The organism is Leptospira brenneri, assembly GCF_002812125.1.
In the GTDB taxonomy this organism is placed as follows: domain Bacteria; phylum Spirochaetota; class Leptospiria; order Leptospirales; family Leptospiraceae; genus Leptospira_A; species Leptospira_A brenneri.
The window spans coordinates 113972-128677 of record NZ_NPDQ01000008.1 but is presented as its reverse complement, the minus strand read 5'-3'; the positions used below and the strand labels follow the sequence as shown (position 1 = coordinate 128677).

The 14706-nt window shown below is 37.5% G+C and carries 18 protein-coding genes; 14 read left to right on the top strand and 4 right to left on the bottom strand.

The features are described from left to right. Both CH361_RS16555 and CH361_RS16550 read right to left on the bottom strand, forming a co-directional pair. Positions 1–813, bottom strand: a complete 813-nt coding sequence (locus CH361_RS16555) for a ZIP family metal transporter (protein ID WP_100791930.1) — start codon at positions 811–813, stop codon at positions 1–3. Next, a complete protein-coding gene (locus CH361_RS16550) occupies positions 814–1404 on the bottom strand; it encodes a DUF6935 domain-containing protein (RefSeq protein WP_100791929.1) in 591 nt (196 codons plus the stop codon). Positions 1405–1649: 245 nt separating this feature from the next. On the opposite strand from CH361_RS16550, the gene CH361_RS16545 reads away from it, so the two are divergent. After that, positions 1650–2039 (top strand): LA_2478/LA_2722/LA_4182 family protein, encoded by a 390-nt coding sequence (locus tag CH361_RS16545; protein WP_100791998.1) that lies wholly within the window; start codon positions 1650–1652, stop codon positions 2037–2039. A 6-nt stretch (positions 2040–2045) separates the two neighbouring features. On the opposite strand, the gene CH361_RS16540 is transcribed toward CH361_RS16545, so the two are convergent. Beyond that, entirely contained in the window at positions 2046–3017 is a 972-nt protein-coding gene (locus CH361_RS16540) for an amino acid--tRNA ligase-related protein (RefSeq protein ID WP_100791928.1), read from the bottom strand. Between the two features lie 13 nt (positions 3018–3030). Here CH361_RS16540 and CH361_RS16535 point away from each other — a divergent pair, with 13 nt between their 5' ends. After that, positions 3031–3390 (top strand): hypothetical protein, encoded by a 360-nt coding sequence (locus CH361_RS16535; RefSeq protein ID WP_100791927.1) that lies wholly within the window; start codon positions 3031–3033, stop codon positions 3388–3390. On the opposite strand, the gene CH361_RS16530 is transcribed toward CH361_RS16535, so the two are convergent. Next, positions 3359–3775, bottom strand: coding sequence for a DUF4279 domain-containing protein (locus tag CH361_RS16530; protein ID WP_100791926.1), 417 nt, complete (start codon positions 3773–3775; stop codon positions 3359–3361). The two genes, CH361_RS16535 and CH361_RS16530, sit on opposite strands and share 32 nt — an antisense overlap. A 58-nt stretch (positions 3776–3833) precedes the next feature. On the opposite strand from CH361_RS16530, the gene CH361_RS16525 reads away from it, so the two are divergent. From CH361_RS16525 to CH361_RS16475, 12 genes are all read left to right on the top strand, one after another. After that, positions 3834–4559, top strand: a complete 726-nt coding sequence (locus CH361_RS16525) for a response regulator transcription factor (protein ID WP_100791925.1) — start codon at positions 3834–3836, stop codon at positions 4557–4559. 8 nt (positions 4560–4567) lie between these two features. Next, the gene (locus tag CH361_RS16520) at positions 4568–4852 is read left to right on the top strand and encodes a DUF883 family protein (protein WP_100791924.1); all 285 of its coding nucleotides are present in this window, start codon (positions 4568–4570) and stop codon (positions 4850–4852) included. Beyond that, positions 4853–5188, top strand: coding sequence for an LBF_4227 family protein (locus CH361_RS16515; protein ID WP_100791923.1), 336 nt, complete (start codon positions 4853–4855; stop codon positions 5186–5188). A gap of 3 nt (positions 5189–5191) precedes the next feature. Continuing rightward, entirely contained in the window at positions 5192–5437 is a 246-nt protein-coding gene (locus CH361_RS16510; RefSeq protein ID WP_100791922.1) for a hypothetical protein, read from the top strand. 49 nt (positions 5438–5486) lie between these two features. Continuing rightward, positions 5487–5816: a divalent-cation tolerance protein CutA gene (cutA, locus tag CH361_RS16505; protein ID WP_100791921.1), complete on the top strand. Its 330-nt coding sequence runs from the start codon at positions 5487–5489 to the stop codon at positions 5814–5816. Between the two features lie 109 nt (positions 5817–5925). Further along, positions 5926–6552 (top strand): LuxR C-terminal-related transcriptional regulator, encoded by a 627-nt coding sequence (locus CH361_RS16500; protein WP_100791920.1) that lies wholly within the window; start codon positions 5926–5928, stop codon positions 6550–6552. 279 nt (positions 6553–6831) lie between these two features. Next, positions 6832–7323 carry a hypothetical protein gene (locus tag CH361_RS16495; RefSeq protein WP_125232077.1) on the top strand — a complete coding sequence of 164 codons (492 nt, stop codon included), beginning with the start codon at positions 6832–6834 and terminating at the stop codon, positions 7321–7323. Between the two features lie 533 nt (positions 7324–7856). Further along, positions 7857–8537, top strand: coding sequence for a hypothetical protein (locus tag CH361_RS16490; RefSeq protein ID WP_100791918.1), 681 nt, complete (start codon positions 7857–7859; stop codon positions 8535–8537). A gap of 222 nt (positions 8538–8759) precedes the next feature. After that, positions 8760–9797 carry an SGNH/GDSL hydrolase family protein gene (locus CH361_RS16485; RefSeq protein WP_100791917.1) on the top strand — a complete coding sequence of 346 codons (1038 nt, stop codon included), beginning with the start codon at positions 8760–8762 and terminating at the stop codon, positions 9795–9797. Between the two features lie 26 nt (positions 9798–9823). After that, positions 9824–12046: a hypothetical protein gene (locus CH361_RS19730; RefSeq protein WP_208861458.1), complete on the top strand. Its 2223-nt coding sequence runs from the start codon at positions 9824–9826 to the stop codon at positions 12044–12046. 203 nt (positions 12047–12249) lie between these two features. Next, a complete protein-coding gene (locus tag CH361_RS16480; RefSeq protein ID WP_165782278.1) occupies positions 12250–13509 on the top strand; it encodes a caspase family protein in 1260 nt (419 codons plus the stop codon). 13 nt (positions 13510–13522) lie between these two features. Then, complete coding sequence (locus CH361_RS16475; RefSeq protein ID WP_100791915.1) at positions 13523–14518, top strand: DUF4384 domain-containing protein; 996 nt, start codon at positions 13523–13525, stop codon at positions 14516–14518. Positions 14519–14706: the final 188 nt, after the last annotated feature.

The following is a 14706-nucleotide window of genomic DNA, read 5'->3' as shown; positions in this document are numbered from 1 at the left end:
TCAACCAAGCCCTACATCCAAAGCCATCATCAAAACAAACCCAAACATTGCACCGAGTGTGGACATTTCCGTTTCTTTTCCTGTATGAGATTCAGGAATTAACTCCTCAACAACAACAAAAATCATGGCTCCTGCTGCAAACGATAGAGCAAATGGCAAGAGGCTTTCCACATAAAACACGAGGGCGGCACCGATCAAACCACCAATCGGTTCCACAAACCCAGAAAGTTGTCCATACCAAAAACTCTTTCGCGCCGAAAGCCCTTCTCGCAACAGAGGGATGGAAACAGCAGCACCTTCAGGAATGTTCTGGATTCCAATTCCAAAAGCTACCACAGCTGCCGCCATAAGAGCCTCATAAGTAAATCCATCACCTAGCGCCCCAAAGGCGACCCCAACAGCCAAACCTTCGGGGATATTATGAAGAGTGATGGCAAGGACAAGTAACAAACTCCTTTGAAAAGAGGACTTACCACCTTCCAATCGATTTTCTTCCAATCCTACATGGAGGTGAGGAAGAAGTTTATGAAATAGATAAAGAGTAAGTCCCCCAGATAAAAATCCTAAACTCGAATGAAGCCATGCAGGGTTTCCGACTTTTTCTGAAAGTTCAATCGAAGGTAAGAGTAAAGACCAAAAACTGGCAGCGATCATGATCCCAGAAGCAAATCCAAGCATTGCATTAAAAACGGGTCTTGGAACTGTCCTAAAGAAAAAAACAAAACCAGCTCCAAAGGCGGTACAAAACCAAGTAAACCCCGTAGCAAGAAGAGCTAAAGCCACAGGGTGCCAATTGATAAAAGAATCTAACATCTATTTGGCTGGCATCATTCCCACAAAGAGAGAACTCATCTCTTTGGCACGCCAAAGTCCATCCACGTCTTTTTCTACGGAGACAGGACGAAAACTAGAAGCTCCACGCGTGGCCACAAAAAGTTTAATTTTACCAGTGGATTCATCTCCCGAATATGGGTTCGTATATGTTTCAACAGTCAGTGGTAAACTTGCCGTATATCCATTCGAAGGTTCTGCTCCTTTCCAATAACCATTGGGTAACATTTTGTATTTGTCTAATTGACCAAGTAAATACTGATCCCCCGCACCTAAGTCCACTCCATCCACTGCTGTTTGTTTGGTAGACTTTTGTCTGTTTTTAGAAAGCACTGATAGAATGATTGCCTTTCTACCCAAATCTTGATTTTTCCCGTAAAGTGAAATCGCAAGCACAAGCATTGCCACTCCTCCTTCTGGTGAGGTCGCGACAGAAGAATGTAAGAACTTGAATTCTTCAACTGAAGTAGGTTCAGAAGAAAAACTAACCGGATTTCGCGACGTTAGGTTTTGCGCAAAGGCCTGGTCTGTGAGAAAGATTAAAAGAAACACGAAGATGGTGGCTTTTTTCATAATCTAAAAATGTAGGGAAATTTCCCATATGAATCAATTTATTTTCGCTTGGCTTCTCAAAAAAAAAGAATCAAAATACTACAATTATCCATTCATTAAGAAAAAATAAATTAACAAATGTTTCATGGTTAAAGATGAGAAATAGAATATCCCTGTGATTGAGTTGCAAGTCTTTTAGAGAAAAACCTCCGATTGGGGAGCAAAAAAAACTTTACGAATGCCTTTTGTTAAAGAAAGGTTTTCCTATGAAAAAAATTTCCTTAATTCTATTTTTTCTAATCCCCTTCCTCATCACCGCACAAACAGTAAAGGATGCGAAAGAATTCCAAGCACTCTCGAAAAAAATGTGTGCCAAAACTTCTGAGTGTATGAAAGAAAAATTAAAAGACCTTCCTGCCGAACAAAGGAAGATGATTGAGTCTCAGTTTGTGAATGGAAATGTCTGCGAAGCACGCTACAAAAACTATGTAGTGGATGGCCAAAAACCGGCAAATGGCAAACCTACCAAAAAACTCACCAAAGAAGATTTAGAAGACATGAAAAAATGTGCCAAAGATATGGCAGCATTCTCTTGCGCAGACTTAGAAGATGGAAAAGTTCCTGAGTCTTGCGAAAAATTCCAAGAAGAAGATTAAATTTCCCTAAACTTCCATCCAATACGGGCTAATTTCACCTAGCCCGTGTTTACCGGATAGTTTCAATAACAACCGGTCCATTCCAATGGATATCCCCGCACATTCCGGAAATCCATTTTCCAAAGAGGAAAGGAAATCTTCATCCATAGGGAAAACTTCTTTTCCTAATTTTGTCCGTAAGCCCTGTTCTTCCAAGAATCGTTTCCTTTGTTCTTTCACATCACTCAGTTCAAAAAATGCATTGGCAAGTTCTAATCCATCCCAATAGATTTCAAATCGTTTGGCGACACCATCGACAACTCGAGCCAATGCCGCACATTCCGGTGGATAATCGTATAAAAAAACAATTCCATCACCTAACTTTGGCTCTACCAAATTCAAAAAAACCAAAAAGAAAAGATCCTCATACTGCCAAGTTTCAAGTTCTTGCCCAGAAGAAGTCGATAGTTTTTGATTCCTTATCGTTTGGATCAAATCCTCTCTGGAAAAACCATGTCCGACATTTTCTAAAAAAACCTCCGTCACGGATAGATGACAAATCCAATTCGGTGTAGTTGATTTTTGTTGTTGTTCCTTTGTTCCAAAGGTATGAATCAATTCTCGTAAAAAAGTTTCTATATACTGACGGAGTGCCAAGTCATCAATTCCTTTTGCATATAATTCCAACATCAAAAATTCTTTGGAATGAAACTCACTTCCCATTTCACCCGACCGGAATGTATGAGCCAGCTCAAAGATCCTTGTCAAACCGTTTGCCATCATCTGTTTCAAACTGTATTCAGGAGACGTGATGAGATATCCCTTCTCCTGGCCACTGGGAGAACGCACTTCATAAGGATCCAAATACGGTTCCATCCCGACAATGGGTTTGAAAGTGGGAGTGTCCACTTCCAAAAATCCATCTCTCCATAAAATCTCTCGAACCTTTCGGAAAACTTGAGAACGAAAAATGAGTGTATCTTTTGGGAGTGAATGCATACCATTACCTCCAATGGCAAAAAAAACAAAATATCTGACGGTGCGTGAAGTTCAGAATGCGTATGAAATTGTCATTTTGTCTAAGAAAGTTCACAACGAACTGGAAGAAGAATTGGATTCTATCATGCATATGTTATTTTTCCAAACAAGGTCGCATATCCAAATGGATCTTTCCACTCTTCCTTATTTGCCCCTTTCACTCCTCACAAAACTTTTAAACATGGCCCGCGACCTTCGTTTGAAAAAACGAGTTCTGGTTCTTGTAGGACTCCCCATTTCTAGTTATATGTATTTAAAACGATTTGATCTCATCCGGCTTGTTTTCCCGAGCGAGTCCATTCTTAGGGAATCTCATCGGCAGCCCAGGGGATAATTTCCAGATTCACACCCATCTCACCTAACAAAAGCATAGTTCTTTTGTCGAGAACCACCCCTTTTGTAAATTCTGATGCAAACTCTACGGAAGCATAGATGGTAGATTCGTAAATTTCTGTGAACTCTTTTAGGTTTTTACGAACTGGCGCTAAGGTTTTCAAAAGATCCCATATATGATCGAGTAACGGAAACTCCGGCCCAAGCTTCGAATTCAGCTGCCAATGACTTGGAATTGTCATATTTTCGATGTCTTTTGCATCCGCACCGTGGTAATAATCCGGTTGGATGCCCAATTTTTCAGTTACTTCCAAAGGCCTAAGCCTTGCCCCACTGATGGCGAACATCGCCCACGATTTTGCTTCCCTTTGTGTTCCCGATTCCATTTTTTACTTTTTTTTTCTACTACAAGAACCAAATTGAGAAAGAACTCAAGGGAAAAACATGAAAAATATTTTGGTAATTGAGGACGATCCGGACATCGGGAACCTAATCCGGAAATCTCTCGATTCTGCTCACTACACAACCTCCGTTTTTGAAAATGGCGAAGACGGATTGAAATTTTACAAATCCAATCATCCTGATTTAGTGATTCTGGATCTCTCTCTACCGGACATTGATGGTATGGAAATTTGCCGTAGCATCCGAAAAGCCGACGAAAGTACACCGATTTTTATCCTTTCTGCAAGGACTGAGGAAATTGATCGCATCATGGGACTTGAGTTAGGTGCTGATGATTATATCACAAAACCGTTTTCGGTTCGGGAACTCAAAACTCGTGTGGACGTATTCTTTCGTAGATGGGACAAAAAAATTGGGATCAAACCAAATGTGGGCCAAGCTGGAGAAATCATCCGTGGTGCTCTCAAAATTGATTCTATCCGTAGACGTGTCACTCTGAACGAAAACATCATCAATATTTCCAGAAAAGAATTCGACATTTTACAGCTGCTAGCCGGTTCACCTGGTAAAGTTTTTTCTCGTGAAATGATTTTGGAATCAGTTTGGGGAGTGGAATGGGATGGATTTGAAAGAATGATCGACAGCCATATCAAACGAATTCGTTCCAAACTGGAAAAAAATTCCGCACAACCAGAATGGATCGAAACCATTTGGGGAATCGGATATAGATTCACTGACAACTTTGAAAATATTGTAGTCCCCGAATAAAAACCACAATGGAAGAAGTCAAAAAAGACAAATCCCTCATCGACGAAATTAAGTTGTATGAAAAAAAAGCCAAGGAAATCGAACAAAAAGCTAAGGAGAAGTATATGGAACAAGTAAGCGACATCAAACAAAAGTTAGGTAAAGCAAGTGAAGAGGCTTCTATCAAGGCAAAAGAAGTGATTGATACCGTGGGAAGTTACGTAAAAGAACATCCGCAAAAAGCAGCTGTGATTGGCTTTGGTGTAGGACTTGGTCTTGGGCTTGCACTTGGCCTGATTTTTAAGAAGAAATAATTGGACGAGAAACAAAACAAACAACGTAAAAAAGGCGGGATCAAAGCCGCCTTCGAAGACTTAGTCGTAAAACTCATTTCTTATGTAGAAGTGATGACAATCTACATTCAGAAGAACCTCCAAATTTATATTAAAAATCTGGTCCTTTCTTCTGTTTGGGTCTTCACATCCATTTTTCTTATCTTCTTAGGTCTTGTGTACATTTCGTACGGAGTATACTTAAGTTTCCAAAAATTTTTGTCAGCCGGAGATCCCATCCTTGCCAGTTTTGGTACGGGATTTGGATTTTTAATTTTCGCTATTTTATTTTTATCACTGGTTCTTCGAAAGAAATAATCTATGAGTTTTAATCCGCTAACTGACCATGAAAGATATTTAGATAAAGATCCGAAGGATATGAATCTAACAGAACTTCGGATGTTACTCAAAATCAAACGAATGGACTTACAATTCGGATGGAATGAATTTGAAGGCAAAATCAAATTTTGGCAACGAGTGGTTCGGTCTGTTCGTGAATCGGGAATGGTGGACCAAGTCAAAGAAGGAATCCAATCTTACCTTCAAAATAAATCTCCAAAAGAATAAGGGTTTTCCCCTTATTAGCCGATCCTTGTAAAACAGATAAGGATTCCTCATGGCTTCAGATGAAATTTTAGTATTTACCACAATTGGTGACCGTGATATGGCCGAAGAACATATCTCCGAAATGTTAGAACAAGGAATCATTGTCTCAGGAACTATCTTCCCGGAAGTGGAACTTGTTTATTTATGGGAAGGAAAGATCACTGTTGATACAGAAAACAAAATTCTACTCAAAGCAAAAGCTGAGAAGTATGATGCTATCGAAGAATTTATCATGAAACGCCACCCTTACATTGCTCCAGAGATCATTCGAATGGATGTGAGTTTTGGTTCTCCCGCCTACAAGGCGTTTGTGGCTGATAAGATTAAGAAGAATAGTTAGAAGAGAAAAATCTTAGTTTTAAATAAAAATTGAGATGCCGGAAAAAGAACCTTCCCCCATTCACGGTATTTTCAAAATGGCTAAATCTGGTAAAATGCGAACATAACCAATGAAATTGAACTTTGATTGCGTAGAGGATGATCCAAAATTTGTCCAAGAACTCCTCTCCGTCCTCTCCCCAATCACTTCCAATATTCGCATTTTTAACACAGCAGAAGACTGTTTGTCCAACCTTTCCGATGACACATCTCTTTACTTTTTTGATATCCGACTTCCTGGAATTGATGGTATACAGCTTATAAGGATAGTCCGAGAGAAATTTAGAGATCCTCGTATCGTTGTACTGTCGGCAATGGATTCAGATGAAATACTATTCCAAGCGTTGAAGGCAGGTGCCATCGGTTATATCCTAAAATCAGATTTACGGAAACTGCCGGAAATGATCACCGACTTAATGGATGGAGGTGCCGTGATCACTCCAACGCTAGCCTTACGTGTTTTAAAGAATTTTCAAGAACCAAAACTGAATACAAAACATGGGTTTGAAGAACTAACTTCTCGTGAGAAAGAAATACTCCAAGAACTCGTTTCAGGACAATCTTTAAAAGAAGTTGCAGAAGAACTAGACATCTCCTTGCACACTGTATCCACACATACAAAGAACATTTATAAAAAGTTACAAGTGAACAATCGGATACAATTGTTGAAACGCGCATCGGATCTAGGATTATACTAGTTTAGCCAGTATAATCCTACACTGTTTTAGGTATGGACTTTGTTTCTTATCTGGCTTACTTTATTCAGTATGACAAATTGGATAGAGATACCTTATTTCGCACCCCATTTTCGAACTCGTATACAACTATCAAAGAAAGAATTCAGTGAAGTAATATTGCTATGCTTCCGTTGCATAGAACTCAACATCGTCAGTTGGACAGAAGGCCTACTAGCTCTTGATCAAGAATTGTATCTTCCCGAAAAAGAGAACAGTTGTTTCAGCAATTTCTTTAAATTATTGAGCAAAGACCAAGTTTCTCCTGAAATTTTAACTTCAATTGAAAACAAAATAAATGATCCTCTTGTGAAAGCTTATACCTTAGTAGAGTTATGTTCTGTCTACATGACATATAAAAATATTGAGGACGGAGAAGAAGTTTCCAAACTACTCTTATCTTTATATTTCATCATCGATCCAGAAAATCCTAAATTCAACGAATTCCTTTTTTTACTGCTAGAAAGAATTTCAGCAAAACATAAATATTCGGTCCATCATTACTGGAAGGTAAAAAAAATGAAAGGAGACAACTCTATAAAACTTACAGTAAAAGATATCGAAGAAGGTTTATTATCTGATCTTTTAGAACATAAAAAAATCATCGAATCTAGTTGGATCCCCGAAGGAATTCCTTCGCCAAACGATATGATTCGACTTTGGGAAGAATTTGGATCAGCAAGTAAGAAAGGAAGCCTATCTCAGGTTGAGCTTGATGAAATGTTTGAGCAATGAGGGCGTCTTCAATAAACCAAAAAGATAATCTCTTTTTATGAAAAGATAGAATTCCATCTATCGAACAAGTTACCTTTCCCATTGAGACAATTATTTTCAAATATTATCAATTTAAGACTTGTTGTTTAATAATAGTAGTTGGGCACAGCGATTGCATTTCGAAAGTAACAAGTTCTCATTTTATAGCTCGCCGCCTGTAATTTCGAACAATTATCACTTACTGCATTAGCAGTATCTTTCTTTGTACTTTCAAATTGAGAAGTTAGATAATCGGAACAGGAAATACCGTCAGTGCTTACACTAGCCACTGTACTTTAATATTGCACAGATTGAAAGTATTTGCATTTACCAGCAAGACATTTTCCATGTACTGAATTTCTTGGCATATTGCAGCCCGTTAAGTTTACAATTGCAAAACATTCTTACCAAAAAGAACCGTAACGATACCATATTTCAGGTATAGACAAATAAAATCTATTTAGTAGACTTTAGACCTAAATTTATTTCAAAGATTGGACCAAAGGAAGATGTTTATGAAAAAAAGAGATGCATCCGTGAAAAATATGAATTTTAAAATGAGACCTATTATGGCGATGAGAGTGCTCATTGTCTTAATACCTCTTTTGAGCATATTAGCGAACTGTCGCAGTATAAATTCATATCTCCTTGAGACAGATCATATCAAAACAATTGAACTTTCTAACACTGACCGTCAATTGACTATTTATAAAAAGAAACTTTTTTATTCAAATGACTGGATCGATTCAGATAAAACAGAAGGAGCTCTTCTGTCAAAGGAACAACAGGCAGCATTTAATCAAAAAATCAATGAATTAAAGTTAAACAAAGATCAAAAGGAAGAATTGGAAAGAAGAATGAACCGGGTATTCGGAACAGGCTTTTCTCACGCTTGTATGGAGTCTCCGGGACCTGCAACAATAACAAAAGACTCATCCCTGACCCTAGACGCATTGCAAAAAATAGATTTTGGTACTATCCAGACAGAAGAAAACAAGAAGCTAGCCTTAACTTACCACGAAAGTTTAGCAACTCTTTACACTGTTTCAGAAATCATACAATTTGGACAAAACGCACTCTATAGACTATGCGAAGGTAGGGGGAATGGCGATTTCACAACCAATGATTATAGAAACAACTTTATATTTATTCTGAAAAGTATGACAGAACTTATGAGAGAGGCAAAGAAAAAATAAAGTTATTCGAACTGGAGATAAAAAAGACGTATGTTAATTTCGCTTGAAAGCAAACCACTTCAACTAATGCCAGAGCCAGGAGAACTGTTGGTTTGCCCTAGACGTAATTCAGAATAAATCACAAATTTTCAGTCATTACCGTGAATGCGGTATAGACAAGTAAGTCAAAAGAGATATAAACTTTCTGAAGCTTAATGATCAATATTTTCTTTGGAGATAATCATGATAATAAATTTCTTAGGTCTTTCAAACAAATCAAGAAATCGAATTTTCAATGCTGCTCACATAGTTATCATTATTTTTTTTGCCACTTGCACGACTACTCCCTATACAATCAGAACCGTAGAATCAACTACGAAAGAAGGTCTTACAGGAATGAATGAAAATCAGCATTTTGTAACGCTTTCTGTAGTTGTCTTGGGAGATTCTTGGTTTGATTACCCTTGGTATTTCGAAAAGAATACTGCACACCAACTCTCTGAAGGAAAAAATTTCAAGATTCCAATAGAAATAGCAGGCCGTAAAACCGAAGCAAATGTTGAATACCATGTTACAAATCTGGCAATAAATGGACAGACCCTTGCTCAACTTCTTGATCAAGACGAATGGTTTGAACCGATTGTGCAAGAAGACCCTTATTTTGTAATCTTAAGTGCAGGAGGAAATGACTTTTTAGATGAAGGATCAATTAGAAATATTATAAAACCCACACTTATTGGGTCCTTAGATTGCAGAGATTCGAAAAAAAAACCTCAGTGCTACATTGATGACACAGCACTTAAAGGGCGTATTATGGAACTACGAAATAAGATCGAAGTATTTGCAAAAGCATTACCTATAATTACTTTCAACGCGAAAAGACATTCGCAAGCTAAAAACCTTTCATTTCAGCCCAAAACGATACCTCTTGTTCTACATGGCTATGATTACATAATCGAAAGGGATAAGATTGAATGCTATTTTCTTCAGTCGCTCTTTCGCAAATGCGAATGGGTGAGGCCTATTCTTAGTGATAAAAAAATCAGCATTAACGATCAACGAGAGATTACCAAATATCTGATCGATAATTACAACTCGATGCTTGAGAGCGTTGCAGAGAAGGACGAAAATATCATTTACGTAAATAATCGTGGAATCGTTGGATCAGAAAAAAAAGATTGGGCGGATGAGATTCATCCTAACTCTGAAGGATTTCGACGGGTCGCAGAAAACTTTCACAAAGTGATAATGGAGAAACTACATAAGAAGCAGAGACTTTGAGATCTTTTGAAAGAGAGAAAAGAGCAATGAAAAAAATCACGCTAAAAATATTATTTGTTAATATAATTATTTCTTTTAGCAATTGTGCATCATTAAGAATAAATTACTCGGCAATACCATCTCATCCTTACGGATTCCCAATTAAATCAATCCTCAGCCAATCCGGAAAGGAGCTGATTGTAATGAAGCAGGACAACATTGATGTTTATGATCTTGTAAAAAACATACTTAAATTTAGAATCCATCAGTATGAAGGATTACCATTAAAGAGAAATCTACAATTGGTATACGGCCACAAAATCCATCGAGTTTCCTGGAGAATGAATGAAACTGAGTTGGTTCAGTATCAATTTGCCGATATTGCTGAAAAGGGGGGATCTCTATACGTATCAGGGACCTGCCCAGGCGACAATTACACCACAACTCCGAATCGTGCTGAACAAACTGACAATATTAGAATTTATGATTTAGAGTCAGGAAAGCCTGTGAAAGAGATTGCAATTCCATCTCATAAAGGTTTTGCTCCTCTCCCAATATTGGCAAAAAAAGAGCTAATTGAAGAAAAAGTAATTACTGATGTCCCATCATATAGCTGCATAAATTTCTCAAACTCGGGGAAAGAATTGTTAGTCAGCCAGCGATCCCCAGGGGGAGAACAATTCTCAATATTTGATATTGATTCACTCCGCTTATCAGAGAATGAAGCTAACTATATTCCTTTAATCGAAGTAATGGGAAGAGAACGATTTAGAAGTTATAGAACAGAATTTGGTAAAGTTGCATCAGAAACCGACTTACATATTAGTTTCAAAGAATGTGTTAAATTTTTAGATACTCCTATCTCGAACATTATCTATGCGAATGAAGACGTTGTCCCAATTAGAAAACCATTAGTCCAACAGGATAAGAACGATTACTTTAATAGTAAACACCAATACCTATTCCTTTTAGACAGGAAAAGTAGAACAGAATTTCATATTGATTTAGGTGAAGATACGACTATTCGGGCTAAAGGCAGGAGCCTAACACATTTTACACCAGATCAAAAAAATATTATTATAGTGACCACAAAATTAAGTGGCACAGGTGAGGTCGCAAAGGAAATCCAGAAAATAAATTCGATCCCTAATCCGTTCTATAAAGACAATGCAGAAAGAATGTTCAAAAAGGCCAGAAAGCTTGCAGAATTGGATACATCCTACAAGGAAAATTCATTATTTGAATATAGAATAAATACTTCAAAAAGATCGTTCTATATTAATATAGATGATGTATCCACTACCATTCATACTCAATCATCGCCATCTGATAGATATCTGGACATCCTACCTGTCGATTCAGGCTTTATCGGATACAAGACTTTTCCTCAAACTAAAGGTTATACGAGCAATTTGTATTTAATCAACCCATCTAGTGGAAAAGAAAAACTGATTCATAAATTAGACGAAGAGATTATCAGGATGGTAAGTTCTCAAAATAAAATTTTCATTGTTACCTCCCTTGATAATGTATACAGAATCGATATACCGTCTCCTGAGATAAAGATAATATACAAAAAAACCAAAAACGATGCTATTATTCAAGACCATTATATTACGTTTCCCGACAATAATGAATTAGCCTTTACATTAGACTTCCCCGATCACAATATAGAGTTTTCATTGGAAAATCTCTCCTCTAAAAAGAAAGACAAAATCAAAACAAACGTGAAGAGTCTTCTTGCCGACCTTAATACAAAATCTCAAGAATGTTTTTTAAAGTATAATGGAAAAAACTATTCTAACAGAAATTCAGAATCGGAAAGTACAAGGGTAATGAATGGGACAAGTATAACTGCCTGCCGAGAATCTTCGGATTCAGAAAACATTTATATGACATTTAGCAGATTTTATATTTGTAAACTTAGCAAACTCGACTTTGGAATGGAAAAAATCCCCATGAACTGCTACACATTCCCTCAGGTCATTGAGAACATTACAGATGAACTGGCTATTGATCCCAAAGAGAAATTGTTAATTGCTCATTCTTATATAACGCAAACCTACTTTTTTTTAACCCTCAAAATATGGAGTATGCCGGCAAGATGGCCCTTTTCAATGAAGGCAAGGATTGGGTTTATTTTACAAACGATGGTTATCTTGCGGGCACCAGTAGAGCAATACCAGAGTTTTCCTGGAAGATTACGGACCCCATGCAGTCAAACCACAGGTTCAGTCCCAACGTTTATTCCTTTGATCAGTTTGATTTAAAGTTTAATAGGCCAGATGTGATTTTACAAAAACTAATTGATGTAAACTTTAAGTTACAAACTAAGGAGAAAATTCAAAATAATATAAAGTATCTATTGAAATTTGCTGAAAAAAGAGCAAAGCTTAATGGGCTTCCCGCAATAAATGCTGAAAGAAATACCTTAGATAAGGGTGTCCGAATTTCGGTAGAGATAAGAAAGCAAATGAATCAGATCTTAGAAATAAATATCAAGCAAACAAATAAAGATAAAAAAATTATTGGTTATAAAATCTTTATCAACGGAGTCCCAATTTACGGTAATTATATTAAAAAGACTTATCCGAACTCTGAAGATCAAATTAACACTTCTGAGTTCGAAATCGTCGAATCTGTAACACTTTCCCCAGGACAAAATAAAATAGAAACTTCCGCCTTCACTGAAGATGGTATAGAATCTCCTAGAGAATCTATATCCATTACATACACTCCACCTACTCATCGTAAACCAAATCTCTATTTTGTGGGAATAGGAATAGATGACTACAATGTATCTTCTACAGGCGGACTCGATGCCCTTACTTATGCAGTAAAAGACTCGAAAGAACTTGCCACGGCCTTTGCCTCTGTCGGGAAAAAATCCTTTGGAAAAGTATATACAAAACTTCTCACGGATAAAGAAGTGTCTCAGGAAAGCATCCAAACCTTACGCGAATTCCTCTCACATTCTCAAGTTGATGATCATGTTATCTTGTTTCTCTCCGGACACGGTATCCGTAAAGACACTAAGGTTCAAGATTTACTCATTGCTTTCGGTGACAAAATTCCAGAACACTACAAACTAAGAGATAAAAGTGATATTGACGATGTATATTATTATATGACTTCTAACTCCCATGTAGACCGACCCTGGGAAAAAGCAATTCCGCTTGATTCCATTCGCAACTTGGTAAACGGGATTCCTTCCAGACAAAAGATCATGTTTGTGGATACTTGCCAATCTGGCGAAAAATTAGATTTAGACGAGCAGGCCATTGTCAGTTTAAGTAGAAATGTTGAGATCAGAAAAACTCGAGGAAAAAAAGCCCAAACTAGAGGAATCAAATTGGTTACCATTGGTAATTCACTAGAAAACCAAGAAAATATGGAGCAGCACATTTTCCAGTCCGCTGTGAAAGCAAATGCGCAAAAGGAAATGTCTGAGTTATTCCCAGAGCTCCGTCGAGGAACAGGAACCATTGAAATTTCTGCGGCTACGGGAGTTCAATCAGCCTTGGAGTCAAGTGAATGGAAGAACGGTGCCTTCACTTATGTGATTAAAGAAGCAATCCTCAAAGGGAAGGCAAAAGATAAAAATGGAAATATAACAGCTCAATCTCTACGAAGTTATGTATTAGATGAAGTAGAACGCCTAACAGACGGACAACAAACTCCTATGGTGACGCGGGACATCGCAGGGCGGGACTTCGTTATCTTCGGAAAGTAAACGAGCTCCCTTTATGAAAAACATTAGGAAATTTATTATTCTAATCATTTTTGGATCCTTCCCTTCCTATTGTGCTTTACAGGATCGGAATGAAACCACCGGACAGGAGTATTCGGTTTCGGGTGACTCAAATTTCATTCAAAGTTTTAGGGTAATGATCTTACCACCGACAAAACCAGAAAGGAGAGGAAAAAACGGCATTCTTACCGCCGAATCTAGATACGATGGTTTTGTAGCAGAGCTAAAATCCGCTTTAATTAGCTCGGGTAAAGTGACCGTTATTGATCGGGAAAAGACAGACCGAGCTTTAGAGGAAATTGCATTTGCAAAAACAGGTCTTGTTGACAGTAGCACTGCTCCAAAAATTGGAAGAATCACGGGAGCAGAAAAGATGGTATCCCCTATTTTTCACAATCAGATTTTCTCAATCAGTTTGACGGATATAGAAACAACAAAAGTAGAATTCAGCAAATCAATTCCTTTAGATCAATATAAATTTTTGATTCAGGATTTTACAAAGTTTCTTGAACATAAATTATTACTAACTAATATGAGTAAACTATCGAATCCAAATCCTGTGATTCGAGCCAGTCTAAAATCCTCAAAAAAGTCCTACAAAAACAACGATCCAATCCATTTCGAAATCTCAGTTTCCGAGGATACTTTCGTATATCTACTGCTAATTCAAAATGATGGTGAAATCTTCACCCTGTTCCCAAACGAAGATCAGCCGAATAATTATTTAAAGGGGGGGGAATCCATAGTGATTCCAAATCTGAAGGCCGGCTTCGTTCTAACTGCAGGAGAACCTTTCGGCGTCGATGTAGTGAAGTTGATTGCATCGAAAGAAAAAATGAATCTCTTTTTAGCAAAACGAGTCGAGGGATCTCCTTTTGGGCAGATCACTGAAAGTGGTGACCGTATAACACGGGGAATCAAAAAATTCACGACTGGGGTAAAAACCTCTGATTGGAGTAGTGCAGAAATTTCAATCGAAACTGGCCCATAATAACAAATAAGACCTGCTGTTAACGCTATGCCTTATTCATGGGCAATACGTACCAAGTGACATATCTGCCTTAAAATTTTCCGAATAAATATCAATAATTTATAGATATTTCTTTCCAACTCACAACTGTTTTAGCAAAATCGTCATTTAAAGAGATCTTTTCTGATGCGAAGATTTTATATTATCTG